The 16,377-nt window shown below is 70.5% G+C and carries 16 protein-coding genes, 1 tRNA gene and 1 pseudogene; 9 read left to right on the forward strand and 9 right to left on the reverse strand.

Going from position 1 to position 16,377, the window contains the following annotated elements:
• Positions 1–153: 153 nt before the first annotated feature.
• From WMF45_RS34785 to WMF45_RS34795, 3 genes are all read right to left on the reverse strand, one after another.
• Positions 154–1,173: an STAS domain-containing protein gene (locus tag WMF45_RS34785; protein WP_437709683.1), complete on the reverse strand. Its 1,020-nt coding sequence runs from the start codon at positions 1,171–1,173 to the stop codon at positions 154–156.
• Between the two features lie 368 nt (positions 1,174–1,541).
• On the reverse strand, positions 1,542–2,825 hold the full coding sequence (locus WMF45_RS34790) for a hypothetical protein (RefSeq protein WP_437709685.1): 1,284 nt from the start codon (positions 2,823–2,825) through the stop codon (positions 1,542–1,544).
• A gap of 54 nt (positions 2,826–2,879) precedes the next feature.
• Positions 2,880–4,052 (reverse strand): cytochrome P450, encoded by a 1,173-nt coding sequence (locus WMF45_RS34795; protein ID WP_437709687.1) that lies wholly within the window; start codon positions 4,050–4,052, stop codon positions 2,880–2,882.
• Positions 4,053–4,203: 151 nt separating this feature from the next.
• Between WMF45_RS34795 and WMF45_RS34800 the strand changes: the two genes are divergently transcribed.
• Positions 4,204–5,829, forward strand: a complete 1,626-nt coding sequence (locus tag WMF45_RS34800; protein ID WP_437709688.1) for a sigma 54-interacting transcriptional regulator — start codon at positions 4,204–4,206, stop codon at positions 5,827–5,829.
• A gap of 245 nt (positions 5,830–6,074) precedes the next feature.
• Positions 6,075–6,149: transfer RNA gene (locus WMF45_RS34805), tRNA-Gly, on the forward strand.
• Positions 6,150–6,209: 60 nt separating this feature from the next.
• On the opposite strand, the gene WMF45_RS34810 is transcribed toward WMF45_RS34805, so the two are convergent.
• Genes WMF45_RS34810 through WMF45_RS34820 form a run of 3 tightly spaced genes read right to left on the reverse strand, consistent with a single transcriptional unit; the run spans position 6,210 to position 8,887 of the window.
• Complete coding sequence (locus WMF45_RS34810) at positions 6,210–7,229, reverse strand: DUF2891 domain-containing protein (protein ID WP_437709690.1); 1,020 nt, start codon at positions 7,227–7,229, stop codon at positions 6,210–6,212.
• 12 nt (positions 7,230–7,241) lie between these two features.
• Positions 7,242–8,198, reverse strand: coding sequence for a DUF979 domain-containing protein (locus tag WMF45_RS34815; RefSeq protein ID WP_437709692.1), 957 nt, complete (start codon positions 8,196–8,198; stop codon positions 7,242–7,244).
• Complete coding sequence (locus WMF45_RS34820; protein WP_437709694.1) at positions 8,195–8,887, reverse strand: DUF969 domain-containing protein; 693 nt, start codon at positions 8,885–8,887, stop codon at positions 8,195–8,197. Before WMF45_RS34820 ends, WMF45_RS34815 begins: the two co-directional genes overlap by 4 nt.
• A gap of 212 nt (positions 8,888–9,099) precedes the next feature.
• On the opposite strand from WMF45_RS34820, the gene WMF45_RS34825 reads away from it, so the two are divergent.
• The gene (locus WMF45_RS34825; protein WP_437709696.1) at positions 9,100–9,558 is read left to right on the forward strand and encodes a GNAT family N-acetyltransferase; all 459 of its coding nucleotides are present in this window, start codon (positions 9,100–9,102) and stop codon (positions 9,556–9,558) included.
• A gap of 31 nt (positions 9,559–9,589) precedes the next feature.
• Here WMF45_RS34825 and WMF45_RS34830 read toward each other — a convergent pair.
• Positions 9,590–10,578, reverse strand: a pseudogene (locus WMF45_RS34830) (xanthine dehydrogenase family protein molybdopterin-binding subunit); the annotation flags it as partial.
• Positions 10,579–11,303: 725 nt separating this feature from the next.
• On the opposite strand from WMF45_RS34830, the gene WMF45_RS34835 reads away from it, so the two are divergent.
• The 4 genes from WMF45_RS34835 to WMF45_RS34850 all read left to right on the forward strand — a co-directional run bounded on the left by WMF45_RS34835 (position 11,304) and on the right by WMF45_RS34850 (position 14,037).
• Positions 11,304–11,660 (forward strand): PadR family transcriptional regulator, encoded by a 357-nt coding sequence (locus WMF45_RS34835; protein ID WP_437709698.1) that lies wholly within the window; start codon positions 11,304–11,306, stop codon positions 11,658–11,660.
• Positions 11,657–12,154 (forward strand): hypothetical protein, encoded by a 498-nt coding sequence (locus tag WMF45_RS34840; RefSeq protein ID WP_437709700.1) that lies wholly within the window; start codon positions 11,657–11,659, stop codon positions 12,152–12,154. Before WMF45_RS34835 ends, WMF45_RS34840 begins: the two co-directional genes overlap by 4 nt.
• Positions 12,155–12,156: 2 nt before the next feature.
• Positions 12,157–13,350 carry a hypothetical protein gene (locus WMF45_RS34845; protein WP_437709702.1) on the forward strand — a complete coding sequence of 398 codons (1,194 nt, stop codon included), beginning with the start codon at positions 12,157–12,159 and terminating at the stop codon, positions 13,348–13,350.
• A 369-nt stretch (positions 13,351–13,719) separates the two neighbouring features.
• Positions 13,720–14,037: a hypothetical protein gene (locus WMF45_RS34850; RefSeq protein ID WP_437709704.1), complete on the forward strand. Its 318-nt coding sequence runs from the start codon at positions 13,720–13,722 to the stop codon at positions 14,035–14,037.
• Between the two features lie 65 nt (positions 14,038–14,102).
• On the opposite strand, the gene WMF45_RS34855 is transcribed toward WMF45_RS34850, so the two are convergent.
• Complete coding sequence (locus WMF45_RS34855; RefSeq protein ID WP_437709706.1) at positions 14,103–14,330, reverse strand: hypothetical protein; 228 nt, start codon at positions 14,328–14,330, stop codon at positions 14,103–14,105.
• A gap of 237 nt (positions 14,331–14,567) precedes the next feature.
• Between WMF45_RS34855 and WMF45_RS34860 the strand changes: the two genes are divergently transcribed.
• Positions 14,568–14,816 carry a S49 family peptidase gene (locus tag WMF45_RS34860; RefSeq protein ID WP_437709707.1) on the forward strand — a complete coding sequence of 83 codons (249 nt, stop codon included), beginning with the start codon at positions 14,568–14,570 and terminating at the stop codon, positions 14,814–14,816.
• A 367-nt stretch (positions 14,817–15,183) separates the two neighbouring features.
• Complete coding sequence (locus WMF45_RS34865; protein WP_437709709.1) at positions 15,184–15,393, forward strand: hypothetical protein; 210 nt, start codon at positions 15,184–15,186, stop codon at positions 15,391–15,393.
• A gap of 105 nt (positions 15,394–15,498) precedes the next feature.
• On the opposite strand, the gene WMF45_RS34870 is transcribed toward WMF45_RS34865, so the two are convergent.
• Positions 15,499–15,942 carry a hypothetical protein gene (locus WMF45_RS34870; protein WP_437709711.1) on the reverse strand — a complete coding sequence of 148 codons (444 nt, stop codon included), beginning with the start codon at positions 15,940–15,942 and terminating at the stop codon, positions 15,499–15,501.
• Positions 15,943–16,377: the final 435 nt, after the last annotated feature.

A 16,377-nucleotide genomic window follows, 5' to 3' on the forward strand; every position in this document is an offset into this window, starting at 1 on the left:
TTGGCATCTTCAGAGAGGTATCGAACATGGAGGCGGGGAGACAGGGAGATTCATGGGGCGTTAACTCCTCAGCTCCCCCACCGCGCGGATGGACGCGGATGCCGCCTCGACCTCCGCTGAATCCGCTGTGGCTCCTCCAGGCCGGCTGAGCTTTCAGCGCTCTTGCGGCTCATCGCGGCGCGCGGGATCCCGTCTCTGGGCGCCGGCAGCGACGGCGCCAGCAACGCTCATGGCGCGAGCGCCGTTGCGGCTGGACAACAAGCGCCGAAGCCCGTCCTGGAGACTCGTGACAATGGGGACACCATCGAAGCCGAGATCGCAGTCGATCAGCAATCTCGCCATGACCGGCGAGATGCCCGCGATGGCGCACTGCGCCCCGAGCAACGAGGAAGCGCGCACCGTGTCGCGGAGGTGGCGAGCCCCTTCCGCGTCCATGAAAGGCACGCCGGTGACGTCGATGATCACATGCTCCGCCTGCGTGTCCACGATCGCCTGCAGCAGCACGTCGAGGATACGGGCGGCGCGCTCGGCGTCGATCTGGCCGATGAGCGGCAGCGCGAGGATGCCGTCCCAGAGCCTGAGCACGGGCGTGGACAGCGCGGCAATGGCGCGCTGCTGCTCCTCGCTCACGCGGAGCTGCTCCTCGAGCCGCTGGGTCCGCTCGGCGATCGCGGCCTCGAGCTGCTCCGTCTGGACCCGCAGCTCGTCCTCGGACCGCTTGAGCTCGCCGACGTCCACGTGAATCTGCAGCACTTCGGCGACGTTGCCCTCAGCGTCGCGGATGGGATGGAGCGAGGAGGCGACCCAGCGGGCCACTCCCTTCTGGAGCGTGTCTGCCTGGACCGGATCGTAGCGAATGGTGGGCAACGCCGTGGCCTCGCCCCGCCAGAACGCCTGCTCGACGAGGGGCATCGACCCATTGGCGGACACCTGCTCGTCCTTCAGCAAGCGCCACCCGGCGACATCCCGGAGGCTCAAGCTCCAGAGCTGCTCCCACCGGCGATTCACCTCGAGCACGCGGCTCTCGCCATCGTACATCATCATGCTCACGATGCCCCCGTCGAGCAGGGCCTTGTAGCGGCGCGCGGGGATCTCCAGCTCGGCAACGCGCCGGCGCAGCGCATCGATCTCACGCTCGAGCTCGGTGATCGTCGGAGTTGTCTTCTGTTCCATGTTCTTTCGGTCCGCGCGCTCCGTGACGAGCATCCTCCCCGGAAAAGACGGCCACGGTGTGGGCCGGGTCGCGTCCGACGAGCGCGGCGCGGGCGCGTTGATGACATGATGGCCCACGCCGACAGGAGGCGCGATGCGTTCTATCTCCGGTCGCGGCGGGCTTCAACCCGGCGGACGTCTGCTGGATGAGGAGCTCACTTGCATCGCTGATCACGAGGGCTCGGCGAATCCAGCTGTCGAGCTCGGTGAGATCCGGCCAGGTTCCCGGGTTCGTCACACCACGGGATTGCCGAGGATGCCTCGACCCGCGCCGCGTTGTCGGTTGTCGCATCAACCCGGGTCGGGTTCACAGGCCCGATCGGATCCGCTCAGGGTGATCCAGGCTTTCCGCACGGGTCCGCCGCCACGGCCGCGCTGCGGCCTTCCCAGAGGCGAGCGAGCGGACTCCTCGGGTCGACCGCGCCCGCGCCGGCGAGCGCCGCCCACGTCAGGATGGGGCCATCGCCCTCGAGCACGCGCAGCGGCGGCGGATATCCGGTCGCGGCGAGCTTCAGCCCGGCGGGCGTCGGCAGGAGGAGCAGATCCGGGTTGTCGAGGCTCACGCGCTCCCGCAGCAGCTCGATCACGGTCGCGTCGCCGCCGGCAAACGGCGCGAGGCAGCGCTCCAGCAAGGGCCGCAGGGCCTTCTTCGACGCGGCGGACCGGTCGAGCAGCTGGGTCACGGGCGCGCCCGTGCGCGCGTCGAGCACCTGCCAGCGCTCGGGCCCTGGATCCCAGGGGTGCGTGCCGCCCTCGTACCGCATCGCATCGTGGGAGCGGACCGCGAGCAGCCCCTTCTCGTTGAGGGCGACCTCGAAGGTGCGCGACGCGGCCATTCGCTCGCCCGTCTTGCACGCGCGCAAACTCGCCTCGTCCCCCTGCCCGAACACCCACGCGCCGCTCTCGAGCGCGCGGTTGAGCGCCGCCTCGCTCTTCGCCGTCGCGGCGCCGAAGATCTCGGGCCACGCGAGCTCCTCGCCGCACGCCTCGCCGGGCTCGAAGGGGATCCCGATCCCGTCGGACGGGCCATCGGGGTTCGGCCGCGGCGGGAAGCGGCGCGCCCTCTTCTTCGTGGCCACGAGCAGCACATCGCGCGCGCCCACCGAGGCGAGATCGAACGGCAGCGAGGCGCCCCGCGGGCTCGTCCACGTCCCGATGAGGTGGCCGTCGGCCCGGCAGGTGCCCGCGAACTGGCCCGTCGGGCGCGCCGGGTTGCCCTCGACAAGCGCGAGCTCGCCGGCGTCGGTGACCGTCCCGGCCAGCGGGATGTCGACGCCGACGTGGGCATAGAAGTAACGGCCCCGCACGGTCCCTCCGTCGCGCTCGAGCCGCGCAAAGACCTCGAGCTTCGGCCCGATCGTGCCGTGGAAGCCGCGCTCCAGCGCACAGGCGCTCTGCGGGGCCGGCGCGGCGCTCGCGGCAGGCGCGGGCGCGACGCCCACGGCGCGCCCCGACGGAGACGGCGCCGCCGAGGCCGCCGCCTTGGCCACGGCGGGCGCAGCGCCCGCGGCAGGCGAGGGCGCGGCAGGCGAGGGCGCGGCAGGCGAGGGCGCGGCCGCCGGGCCGCACGCCGGCAGAGCGAACAGCAGCGGCAGGAACGCTCGATATCGCATGGACAGCCATTGTGCAGAACAGGACCTGGCAAATCCCCTCAATTTGTCGGTATCTCAGGCCGGCCTGAAGCGGAGCGGGAGCGACACGGGGCCACGCACGGTGAGCGTGCGGTTGTAGGGGATCTCGCCCGGCGCGCGGGTCACCTCGCCGATCCTCGGGAGCAGCACCTCGAGCGCGACCTTCGCTTCCATCCGGGCCAGCGCAGCGCCAAGGCAGAAGTGCGCGCCGTGCCCGAAGGTCAGGCTCGGCTGGCCGCGGTGCAGATCGAACCGATCGGGATCCGTGAAGCGCAGCTCGTCGCGGTTCGCCGAGCCGACAAGGGCCAGCACGAGCGAGCCCGCGGGGATCGTCACGCCGGCCAGCGCGACGTCCGACGTCGTGAGCCGGGGGACGGACTGGGTCGGGCCGTCATAACGCATCATCTCCTCGATGAACCTCGGGATGAGCTGCGGCGAGGCGCGCAGCCGCTCGAGCTCCGCGGGGCGCTCCGCGAGCAGGAGCATCGAGCTGCCGAGGAAGTGGGTCGTTGTCTCGAGGCCGCCGCCAAGGATGCTGACGAGCAGATCGATGATCTCGCGGTCGCCGAGGAGCTCGCCGGCGCGGGCGAGCTCGCTCACGAGGTCGTCGGAGGGCGATCGCCTGCGGGCCGCGATGACGTCGGCCATGTACCGGTCGAGCTCCGCGATCGTGGCGCGGACGCGGGCGGCGTGCTCGGCGCTCGCCGGCTCGGGCGTCACGGACAGGAGATCGTCCATCCACCGCTTGAAGTGCGGCTCGAGCGCGTGATCCAGGCCGAGCAGCTCGCTGATCACGAACGCCGGCAGCGGCGCCGCGGCCGCGGCGATGAAGTCGACCTCGCCGTCGAGGCGGCCCGCGAGCCGCTCGCACAGATCCCGGGCCCGCTGCTCGATGCGCGCGATCGCCGGCGCGCCGAAGGCCCGGCTCACCAGGCCGCGGAGCCGCGCGTGATCCGGGCCATCCATGGCCAGGATCGAGCTCGCGAGCGGGTTGTGCCCCACCCACGCCGGCTGCCAGGCGGCCCGGAACCCCTGGGACGAGAACCGCTCCGGGGTCCGGAGGACGGTCGCGACATCGGCGTACCGGCTCACCGCCCACATCCCGCCAGGATCCACCTGGCAGACCGGCGCCTCGCGGCGCATCACCGCGTACGGCGTATAAGGATCCGCCCGGAAGGCGGGTGTCATGATGTCCACGCGCTCGCTCATGCGAAGAGACCTCCCGCGATGGCCCCGAGCACACGCCGGGCCCGCGCGGGAGAGGCCGTTTCCATGGGAGATCCGCGGCTCGTCCGTGGCGCTTCGCGAGCCCGCCGGTCAGGGTGACCGGTCACGCCTGTCACCTTGATAAGGTCGTCCCATGCGCGCAGCCGATCTCGACATCCGGAAGCTGCTCGACATCGACGCGCGCGGCGGCGTCGTCCGCTTCGCCGGGGAGCGCGCGGTCATCCTCGACGCCGGGGCGCTCGGGAAGCTGCGCGAGGAGCTCGTCCGGCTCGCGGGGTTCGCGGGGGCGCGCGCCGTGCTCACGCGCTTCGGCGTCGAGCACGGGGCCCGGATGGCGGAGGCGATGACGTCCCGGCTCGCCTGGGACAGCGAGGCCGAGCTGCACGGCGCGGGGGCCCTGCTCCACACGCTGCAGGGCTTCATCCGGCTCGCGCCCGGGGACACGACCCCCCTCGCCTCGCGCGGCGCCACGCTGCTCTCGTCGTACGAGGCCGAACAGCACCTCCTGCACCTCGGCCGCGCGGACGAGCCGGTCTGCTGGATGCTCGCCGGCATCGCGAGCGGCTACATGACCCGGGCGACGGGCGAGGCGGTCTACGTCATCGAGGATCGGTGCATCGGCCGGGGCGACGACGTCTGCCACTTCCAGGGCCGGACGCGCGCCGCGTGGGGCGGCGCGCTCGAGGAGCACCTGCCGTTCTTCCGCGAGAGCGTGCTCGACCCGTCGCTCCGCGAGGCCGCGCCGCCGCGGAGGGTGATGGGGCGGGCGCTCGACGCGAAGGCGAGCGCCCTGCCCTTCGCCGCGCCGCGGGGCGAGCCGCCGACCCCGCTCGTCGCGGAGAGCCCGGCGATGCAGCGGGCCCTCGACCGCGCGCGGCGGGTCGCGCCTGTGGACTCGACGATCCTGCTCACGGGCGAGAGCGGCGCCGGAAAAGAGCGGGTGGCGCGGCTCATCCACGGCGCCTCGGCGCGCGCCGCGGGCCCGTTCGTCGCGGTCAACTGCGCGGCGATCACCGAGACGCTGCTGGAGAGCGAGCTCTTCGGGCACGCGCGCGGCTCGTTCACCGGCGCTACCTGCGACCGCGCCGGGCTGTTCGAGGCGGCGCGCGGGGGCACGCTGCTGCTCGACGAGGTCGGCGAGGCCCCGCCCGGGGTGCAGGCGAAGCTCCTCCGCGCGCTCCAGGAGCGGCAGGTGCGCCGCGTCGGCGAGAACACGAGCCGCCACGTCGACGCCCGGATCCTCGCGGCGACGAACCGCGATCTCGCGGCCGACGCCGCGGCGGGCCGCTTCCGGCGGGACCTCTACTACCGGCTGCGGGTCATCGAGATACGCCTTCCGCCGCTCCGCGAGCGCCGGGAGGACGTCCTGCCGCTCGCGCGGGCGCTGCTCGGGGCTGCGTCGCGACGGCTCGATCGGCCTGTCGCGGGCTTCACGCCGGAGGCCGAAGGCGCGCTGGAGCGCCACGGGTGGCCCGGCAACGTGCGCGAGCTCGAGAACGCCGTGGAGCACGCGGTCGCCCTGGCGCTGGGGGGCGTCGCCGATCTGGAGGACCTGCCGGACGACGTCCGCGGCGCCGCGCCCACCGGCGGCGGGGGCGAGGAGCCGGCCGCGCGGACGCTGGAGGGCGTCGAGCGGCGAGCGATCCTCGCGGCGCTCGAGCGGCACGGCGGCAACCAGGCCCGCGCCGCCGCGGAGCTCGGGATCGGCGCGTCGACGCTCTACCGGAAGCTCAGGAGGTACGCCCGCGGCGCCGGGTAGCGAGGTGCAATGCGTCGGCGACGGGCGGGCCCCGCCGGTGCCGGAACCCGGAAAACCATGGGGCCCAGCGCTCCGTTCCTGAGAAGCTCCACGACCAGCACATCGGTGCTTGACTAGGGCGACGTCGGTTGGTACTCCTCCGCGCCCATCGACGGAAACGACCTCCTCGGAGGTCCCGGCGCGGTCAGCTTCATCGCTGTTCACGCCGCACGAGAGTGGTTTCCTGAGCCTTGGGACCGCCGTTTGCGGGAGTAACTCAGTGGTAGAGTGCAACCTTGCCAAGGTTGACGTCGCGGGTTCAAATCCCGTCTCCCGCTCCACGACATAGACGCTGCAACACCGGCCGCCGCTGAGCACTGCTCCGCGGCGCTTGTGGAGCGTCACTCAATGCCCTCGCCCAGCGCGAGGAGGGCGAAGCTCGCCAGCCAGTGCTCGCCCATGTAATCGCCGGCGACGTGCGGCAGGCTGGCGTCGAGGTGCCGTTCCGCCGCGTCGAGGGCGCGGGCGCGGACCGCGTCCCCTTCGGGCAGCGCAGCGGCGAGCGAGCGCCAGCACCAGGCGCGGCTCAGGTTGAGCCCGTCGAGGTGGGCGATCTTGCCGTCGCTGCGATCGCTGACCGTCGCGGGCTCGAACAGGGTCGCTGGCTCGCCGCGCGCCGCCCGCGGCAGGAACCGCGCGAACCAGCCGCGGAACTCCGGTCCGGGCAGGGCCCGGCGCATGCACTCGGCCTCCATGAGAGCGGGCGAGAGGAAATCGTCCTGCGAGGGCTCCCACGCCTGGCAGTCCGCGTCGCGGCCGTACCAGGCGCGGGCGGCCTCGGCGCAGCGCAGCGACAGCCGCTCGTCGCGCTTCACGGCGGCGTACTCCTGCGCGAGGGCGAGGGCGAAGGCGCTGTTCGTGTGCGCGCCGGCGCGGACCGGATACGTGGCCCTGGGCAGGTACTCGAGGAGCCGGCCGGCGAACGCGTCGCCGAGCGGGGCCAGCGCGGCCGACCAGCGCCGCCCCTCCTCGGTCTCGTCCCGCGAGAGCTCGGCCGCCAGCATCAGCAGCCACGCCCACCCATAAGGCCTCTCGAAGCCGCGGCTCGACGGCCGCCGCAGATAGGCGAGCTCGCCGGCGACCTTCTCGCCCGTGAGCTGCGCGTCGAGCAGCCCGCGGACCGGCGCGGCGCCGGGCACGCCGGGGAAGAGGCGGTGGATCCGCGCGAGGAGCCAGTGGCCATGAACGCACGAGTGCCAGTCGAAGCTGCCGTGGAAGATGGGGTGAAGGTCGCGCGGGCCCTTCACGTCCTCGGGGCCGGCCATGACGTGATCGAGCTTGTTCGGATACTCCCGCGTCACGTGCCCGAGCGCGATGGCGGCGAGACGCGAGGCGATGTCCGGTGTCAGGGCGTGCGTCATGCGATGGCGACCTCAGCGCCGGAAGGCGAGCAGGTACATGAGGAGCGTGTTCCCGATCAGCAGGAGCAGCGCGGTGGGGAGCTGGACCTTGATCACGCCGTCGCGATCGGGCAGCCCGAGCAGGGCCGCTGGGACGATGTTGAAGTTCGCGGCCATGGGGGTCATCAGCGTCCCGCAGAAGCCGGACAGCATGCCGATGGCGCTCATGATCGCCGGGTCGCCGCCGAGCCGGCGCACGATCAGGGGGAGCCCCACGGCCGCCGTCATGACGGGAAACGCCGCGAAGGCGTTCCCCATGATCACCGTGAACATCGCCATACCCACGGTATAGGCGGCCACCGCGGCGAGGCGGCCGCCGCGCGGGAGCGCGCTCCCGGCCAGCTCGCCGACCACGTCTCCGACGCCCGCGGCCGCGAACACGACCCCGAGCGCGGCCAGCAGCTGGGGCAAGATCGCCGCCCAGCCCACGATGTCGAGCAGGCGCCGGCCTTCCTGCAGAGGCGCGAGCAGCGGCGGGCGCAACCAGGCCACGGAGACCACGAGCGCCAGCACCACGCCGAGGGCGAGCGAGATCAGCGTCGCCTGCTTCGGGTCGAGCAAGTGCGCGCCGTGGATCTCGACCCGCTTGAGGACCAGCGCGCCCAGGAGGGCGGTCGCCGGGATGATCAGCGCCGGGACGAAGAGGAGGTCGCCGCGCCGCTCGGCGCTGGCGCGCCGCTCCCCGGGTGTCGTGGTGGCGGGGCGCCCCTGGCCCAGGCCCCGGACGCCCGCGAGGAGCACGAGCGAGATCACGAGCACCCCGTTGCCGAGATCCCCGAGGCGCGCGCCGAAGAGGAAGCTCATCGCCAGGAGACCCCAGAAGAGGGTGTTCTTCCATCGCCTCGAGTTCTCGCGGTCGACCGCGCTCAGGACGGCCGACGCCGCGAAGAACAGCCCTGCCACGAGGTAGACGACATCGAGCGTGATCATTCGGCCGCCTTCCCCGCGTCCGCGCGGGCGAGGTCGCGGTGGAGCCGCCGGTCGAGCAGGAGGAGCCGAGTCCCGTGGATCAGGAGCGCCAGCACCGCCGTGGGGATGGCCCAGACCGACAGCTGGAGCGGCTCCACGAAGATGCCGTTCTGCTCGAGGAACGCCTTGATCAGCAGGATGGACGCGATGGCGAGGAAGATGTCCTCTCCGAAGAACAGCGCCACGTTGTCGGCCGCCGCCGCCGAGGCGCGGATCAGCCAGCGCGTCCTGTCCGGCAGCGGTCCGTACCGGTTCTCCGCCACGGCCTCGGCCATGGGCGCGATCAGCGGGCGGACCATCTGCGCGTGGCCGCCGAGCGAGGTCAGGCCGAGCGCCGCGCTGAGCTGCCGCACCGCGAAGTACACGAGCAGGATGCGCCCGGTCGTGGCCGTCTTCACCCGTGAGATCAGCGTGCGCGCCCGCTCCTGGAGGCCCGATCGCTCGAGGAGGCCGATGACCGGCAGGACGAGCCAGACGAGGCTCACATAACGGTTGTCGTTGAACGCCTTGCCCAGGGCGGAGATCCCCTCGACGAGGCCCATGCCCGCCGAGAGGCTGGTCACGATGGCGGCCGCCGCGACGACCAGGAGCGGATGGATCCGGGCCACGAAGCCGACGACGACGACCGCGACCCCGAGGAACGTGAGCATGCTTCTTCCCCCGTGTTCGCAGCCACCGTGGCACGCCAGCGGCGGCATCGCCCATGAGCGCGCGCAGCGCAGCGCGGCCGGCCGCCTCTCCTTGACGCCGGCCGGCGCCTCGGATGGCCTGCCCCGAGGCGACGGACACAGGGGTCGCCGGCGAGGGCGAGGTGATGAGGGCTCGGCCCCCGCAGCCTGCAGCTCAACGGAGGATCGCCAGCGTGGACCACCAGACCAACGAAGAACTCGTCATCTCGTCGGACAAATCGCGTCTCGACATCGATCTGATCCACACCTTCCTCGCCTCGGCCTACTGGAGCAAGGGCATCCCCCGGGAGGTGGTCGAGCGGGCCATCCAGGGCTCGCTCTGCTTCGGCGCCTACAAGGCGGGCGCGCAGATCGGGTTCGCCCGGGTGGTCACCGACCAGGCGACGTTCGCGTACCTGGCCGACGTGTTCATCGTCGAGGCGGAGCAACGAAAGGGGTACGGCAAAGCGCTTGTCGCTCACGTCACGGAGACCCTCGGCCGGCTCCGGTTGCGGCGGACGTTGCTCGCCACCGCGGACGCGCACGGGCTCTACCGGCAGTTCGGCTTCACGCCGCTCGCGAGGCCGGACAGGATGATGGAGATCAACATCACGGACATCTATCAACAGGAGGGCAAAACGGGGACATCGTGAGCCGCGGCGCGCTGCCCGGGCCGAAGCTCCGTCACAGCCCCAGGCGCCGCAGCGGGAGCTCCCGGGCGCGCGTCTTCGTCAAGGCGAACACGGCGTTCGCTATCGCGGGCGCCACCGGCGGCACCCCGGGCTCCCCGACGCCCCCGGGCGGGGCGTCGCTCTTCACGATCTCCACGTGGATCCGCGCCGGCACCTCCGGGCTCCGCACCACCGGGTAGTCGCGGAAGTTCGTCTGCTCGACCGCGCCGCCCTTCATCGTGATGGCGCCGTGGAGCGCGATGCTCATCCCGAAGACCACCGCGCCTTCCATCTGCGCGCGCACGCGGTCCAGGTTGATGACCGTGCCGGGGTCCGCGACGAGCCACACCTCGTCGACCTTCACCTTGCCGAGCGCGTCCTTCGAGACCGCGGCGACGACCCCCACGTACGTGAGGAAGCTCCGGTGCGCGGCGAGGCCCAGCGCGCGGCCCGCCTTGCGCGCGGCGTCCCACCCCGAGAGCTCCGTCACCCGCTCGATGACGTGCCGGAGGCGGCCGACGTCGACCGGGTGCTGCTCGATCGAGGCCCCGTAACGTTCGGGGCCGCGAGCGCGAGGTCGAGCACGCCGAGGCCGAGCTCGTTGTCGCTCGGGGTCTTCACCCTGCCGTCGAACGTCGACGGGATCGGCGGAAACGCCGTCCGGTGCAGCCAGGCGCTCACCTTGCCGTCCGCGTCGAGCCCCGCCTTGAGGTACTGCGCGCTCACGCTGTGGAAATAGCCGCTCTGCACGTCGTCCTCGCGGGTCCACTGCACCCGCACCGGCGTCCCCATGGCGCGCGCGAGCAGCGCCGCCTCGGCCACATAGTCCGGCTTGGACTTCCGGCCGAAACCGCCGCCGAGGAACGTCACGTGCACGGTGACCTTGCCCTCGTCGACGCCGAGCGCCCGCGCCACCTCGGTGCGCGCCGGCTGGGGGTTCTGCGTCGGCGCCCACACCTCGCAGCCGTTCGCGTCGACCCTCGCCACCGGCGGCTCCATGGCCGGCGGATAGGACAAGCAAACGCGTTCCGCAAAGTCAAGATTCTCGGCGCCGTTCCTGACTCGTGCAGTCCGCTTGTATGAGCTCATTGACAGAACGGGCCTTATGCGATCAGGCAGGCCTTCCACGCCTGAAACGCCCGCGATTACCGCGACGTAGCACCAAGCGGAAGGCATCCTACCGTATAGCTGTACCCTACTGGCTCGCCGGTGCCGGGGGGTGAGCGCTCGGGGCGCCCGCGCTTCCGGCCGGTCTTGCCGGGCGAGCGAAGGTCCGGCGCCAGCTCGGGGGTGCTGCTCTGCTGCTCTTCGCTCACGGTGTTACATGGCCGCCTCCGTAACGCGCAGTGTCACGATCCGGCGTGGGGCCGCTGGAGTTGCGGGACGGGGGCGATGGCTGCGCCTACTCCGGTCCCGAGGATAGCCACAGGGTGCCGGCGGCTCGCGGGCTCGGCAACAGGTTTATCGCCACGCGGCGCGCGGTGTAGACGGCCTGTTGAGTGCCGTTTCTGCGCGGCGACGGGCGCGGCGCAAAGGGGGTGGGCCGAGCCACCGACCGCTCGAGCTGAGGCGCGCCACCCGGGCGGCCACCCGGCCGGCATGGCGGAGGCGGCGAGGTGTGGGATCTCCCGCCGGACCGGCCCGCGGCGGGCGCAGGGAGTGCGCGGCGGGGACGGACGAGGGACAGCCTTGACGCTGTGTCCTACACATTGTAAGACTGGTTGGCCATGAAGAAGCTACTGCAACGCCTCACGGGGAAGGAGGCGAGCGCCGAAGGGGGTCCCGGCGCCAAGCTCCCCTTCCTCTCGGACAAAGAAACGCTGATCCTCCGCATGCTCGTCGCCCAGGGCGAGATGTACGGGCTCCAGCTCGTCGAGTCGTCCAACGGGGAGCTCAAGCGTGGGACCGTCTACGTCACCCTCGACCGGATGGAGGACAAGGGCTACATCGAGTCGCGGAGAGCTCCGACGGAGCCGGGTGACGGACCCGCAAAGCGGATGTACCGCGCTACGGGGCTGGGGGAGCGTGCGCTCGCGGCACGCGAAGCTTTCGCCATGTCATTGGCCGTGGAGTTCGGACGATGAAGCAATCAGGACACGTAAATCCAGTCGCTCTGGCTGTCTCCACGGTTGCTGCCACAATTTCCATGACGATACAGTATTCTACTGGCGCTTCTGAACTATTGGAGCAGCTTGCTGGCGAGCACGTAAAGGCTTCGAGCGTCGCGACGTTCTTTACCATGCTGTCTGCCTTTATTGGCATAATGATCGGCGTTATCGCTCGCGTGAAGCCCGCTCCAGGCCCACGCGTCGTCCGCCGTTACGTCGCCGGTCCTCCCGGGTCGCGCCTACACGTAGCCGCCGTCTTCTTCTACTCCCGCAAGACCGTCGAACGCGTCTTTGACCCGATGCTTAAGGACATGCGGGACGAGTATTTTGAGGCGCTTGCGAAGGCGCAGACGTGGAAGGCTCGATGGGTCCACGCGCGCTATTACTGGAGCTTCACCGCAGCGGTCTGCCAGGGATTCGGGTTTTCGCTTCTGGATGGTGTCGTTCGTGTGTTCAAGGCGCTGACGTGACCATGGCTGACAACTCGCCGCCTACGCCTGCTGCTTCGCAACCATCAGCTCATGAGCTGTTCCGAACGCTGTCGTCTAAGCTGAATGGATCAAGAAAGACTATCGATGGAATCCTAGGTTCCGCCGGTATCGACCCTGATATTCTTGGGAAGGCGTCAGATGCCTCCGTGCGTCTTTACGAGCTGGACAAGAAAATAAAAGACGCCTGGAGCAGTTTCGGGGCAAATGGTCCCGAATTGGCTTCTCGGAGGGAGGAGCTTCGACAGCAAGTTCAACGGTTTAAGAGCGAAGTCGAAAACTTCGCCAGTGGCCGCGCTGAGGATGAGGCAATTCAGCGGGTTAATCAAAAATTTGCTCGCTTGTTGCAGCGGGAGCCGGGGTCGAATCGACAAGCTGTCGATGAGCAGAAGAGGAAAGAGCTGGCAGATGCGATCGTTGACCTTGGTCAGCGAACGGCAATGGCCGAGAGTTCGTTACGTAGCGCGACTGAAGAACTGCTGGAGGTAGATGGGCAAATCAGGGCTGCCGAAGCGTCGAGGAAAGAGATTGTAGCAAAGCCGAGTGCGGAATTGTCTCGTCTGGGCGCCGAACTGGACGAGTTCATGCGCCACGCGAATGCGCTACACAAGGAAGCTACCGCGGGCAGGTCTCTTGCCGAGGCCGGCGTGGCGACTGTTGAGGTTAACCGTGGTGAGTTCGAAAAGGCCAGGGAGTACCATAGGGGGCAGGCCGGGTGGGCCATTGTTGTCCTTGCCCTTGGAACTGCATACGCGGGGTTGGTGGTGATATGGATTTTCGGTGATGTAGCTCATCTATCCGGGCAACAGTTCGATTCTGGTGTCGGGACGATTGCCAGCCTGGCGCTGCTTCTCAGCGGGCGGTTCTCGGTCCTGCTTGGCATCGGGTACCTGCTTGTTTTTGCCGGAAAATTGCACTCTCGGCATTCGCAGCAGGCGGTTTTGTATCAAGATAGGTTGGCCGGACTGGATGCGGCGAAGATGATAATTCACTACGGTAGCACGTCGGTGCGTGAGGAAATCCTGAAGCGCATGACGACCACATACCTTAGCCTCGACACGAACGCGTTCCAGCCGCCCCCTGTAGTTCGACATGGCCTTTTTACTACCCGCGACGTGACCCGTATTGCACGAGCGACATCGGACGTAATCGGCGCTGCGACGAAACCGAAGGGGTAGCTACATCAGCACCATCATGCCGACCTCGCGGCGCGTGCGCTCAGCCGCGCCGCAATCGACGTGGTACATCCACGCTGAACGTGCTCGTCCCACGCCTCATCATCGGCGCCGCCGTGGTTCTCGCCGGCATCCTCGCCTGGCGGGACCGCGTCCACCTGCCGCTCGCGGTCGCCCTCGGGGGCGTGCTCGCCAGCGGCCTGGTGCGGGCGCACGTGGCGCTCCCGCCGCGGGTCGAGCTCGCGCTCTACCACGCCGCCCCGGCGCTCTCCGCGTGGTGCGCGCTCCGGGTGCTCGCGGGGCTCGGGCCCTGGAGCGCCCCCGTGGCGCCCGGCGTGCTCTGGGCGCGGTGCTGTGGCGGGCGCTGGTGGTGTGCCAGGCGGGTGGGAGCTGGCGCACGTCGAGGCGCACGTGGGCGCGCTGCTCGCGCAGCTCGTCGCCGCGGCGCTGTGGTGGCGCTCGCCGCGGCCCGCCGGCGTCTCGGAGACCTGCACGCTGGTGCTCGCCGGCGGGGACGTGCTCGGGCTCGCGGGGCCCCTGAGCTTCCCGAATGCGTGGGCGGAGCTCGGGTGGGGGTGGGCCGTCGCCGCCGCGCAGGTGGGCGTGATCGGGCGGTGTTGGTCGTGCTGCAGCTGCGGGGTGCTGCTCACCCCGGAGGGCGGAACCCGAGAGGGCAGCGAGGGGGCGTGAGCTGTCGCGGCGACGTGGCGCTGGGGAAGCTGGTGGCGCGTCGCGTGGGTCGGGGAAGGGTGAGGCTACACGAGAGAGAACCGGTTACCATTGCAGTCGGAGGCGACGTTGAAGCGCGTGTCCATGCCGTGCCGTCGGTACGTCTTGCCGCACGTGTCGCAGACGTCATCGAAGCTCGCGGTGGGCCACAGGCCGTTCTCGTCCTTGTAGCGCGTGCAGTTCTCCGGGATGCCTGCCTCGCAGGCCCCGCAGTGGTGGTTCATCCGGAAGAACGAGCAGCCCCGCTGCGCCATCCGTCGATGATACGGCGGGGAAGCAAAGGCCGCCACCCGCTCGGGATGGCGGCCCCCCGCTCTCCTTCCACGCGTGGAGGGCGGCCGAGGCCGGGGGATGGGTAGGGTTCGGTCCGAGAAATCGACGCGGTTCGTGACGATCTTGGCGTGGGGCAAGGACATCGTGGCCTACCTGCCGATGGGCGCGGTTCAGCATCGCCAGGCCGGAGGCAGACGGATGTCCGCCAGTGCGCCGAGGTGAAGCCGGTCGTCGCGTGCCTGTCGAACGTGGCGGCGAGCGGCGGCTACTGCGTGGCCGAGGCCGCGCACGCGATCGTCGCGCAGCCGCAGACGATCACGGGGAGCATCGGCGGGGTCTCGGCGCGCTTTTCGCTCGGTCCGCTGCTCGACTCGACGTGCGGCGCGCCGAGGGGTCGCCCGGGAGGTGTCGCTCGCCATCCACTGCGAGGGGGAGCGGGTGCTCGCGTACTGCGCGGAGGCCGATGACCTCGACTAGAGGACCTTGCCCGACTCCCTAGCGAGTCCTTGCGCGGATTTTATCGCGGGAGAAGCTGTGCGTAATCTGTTCGCCCAGTGGGTAGCACCAGTTCAGAACTGATCACGGATCGCTAGGAATCGCGCGCCGGAATGCGCGACCAAACATGTGGGCCCTTTTCGGAGGGAGATCCCAACATGTAGCGGTTCTCCTTGACGGAAGTGTCCTTCGCGAGTTTGAAAGAGGTGTGGTCAGGGCCGACCCGCGTGGTCCTCGCATGGTGCGGGGTCAGCGGGATTCGTGCGCCTGAACACAGAAGCCCGGGACCACGGACTCTTGGTGGAGGAGGTGGTCCCGGGCTGTCACGGAGGTCCGGTCATGCGAAAGACCAAACACCCGCCACGGGTGAAGGTACACAACGACCCCAACGACGGCAAGGTTCAGCTGAGCAACCATGCTCAGGGTCCACAGCCGGCGGTCAGGTTAGAGCTCAACGGGACCGCTGCCGCGTTCGTCGCCGGCGTGGTGTCGACGCTGGTCTGCCTGCTCATGAGCTTCCTCGCTGTGCTCCTGAGCGGCGGAGGGTAGCCGCGCACGAGCCGGAGGCGTGGGGCAGCGCCTGCGCCTCCGGCTCAGCAGCATCGCGTCCCGGTGGAGATCGGTCCAGGCCGAGCCGATCGGGATGCGTGCGTCCTACAGCAGCAGCGCGCGCGGCTGGCCGTCGATGACGGCTATGCCGGTCTCGCGGCGCGTGCGCCCGCCGGAGGCGTCCGCCTCCGCGCGAGCCGCGGGGGCGGCGAGGGCCGGACGGGCGGCGTGCAGGGGCTCGTCGGCGCGGTGGACCCAGTCCCGGATGGCCGTCGCGAACGCCCAGGGCCGGCCGGTGCCGACGCCGTGGACGGGCAGCGGGTCGTCGGCGTCTCGGGCGAGCCGGCGCGCCGTCGTTGGATCGCAGCCCTCGAGGCGGGCGCAGATGGCGTCCCAGCCCTCGAGGCGCTCGCCTTCGCCGCGGCGGCGGTCCGCCCAGTCGTCGAGGTAGCCCGACCAGGCCCACCGGAGCGTGGTGCCGCGCCGGCGCCGGACGGGGAGCGGGTCGACCCGGAGCGCCGCCCAGGCCTGCGCGGTCGGGGTGGACACGCCGAGGTGTCCCGCGATGGCGGCCCAGCCCCACAAGCGTTCGCCGCGGCCGCGGGGCGTGGGAGGCGCGGGGCGGCGACGCTGCATGCTGGCGAGGAGGTACTGCCGGCGGCGCCGGCGGAGGCCGAGCAGCCCGAAGAGCAGGCGCCAGGGGGCCCAGCTGGTGACGGGCGAGGGGAGCTCGGGGGTTACGCTCGGGCACCTGATCCGGTTTCGGCCTGCTGCGGCGCCGGTTCACGGTTCAGGGCAGCAAGCACCAGCCGGGCCTCGTGTTCGCTGCGGACACCGCGCGCGCTCGCTCGCCGCACGTTGGCTGCCATCACCGGGCGGCCGTCAACCTCGTACTCACGCGCGACCTGTTCCAGCTCAGCCGACCAACGCTGATCGATCGGAGCCAGCGGCGGCGAGGGGGCTTGCTCTCGCCCGTCTCGCTCC

Origin of the sequence: Sorangium sp. So ce448, from assembly GCF_051520915.1 — a bacterium.
Classification (GTDB): Bacteria; Myxococcota_A; Polyangia; order Polyangiales; family Polyangiaceae; genus Sorangium; species Sorangium cellulosum_B.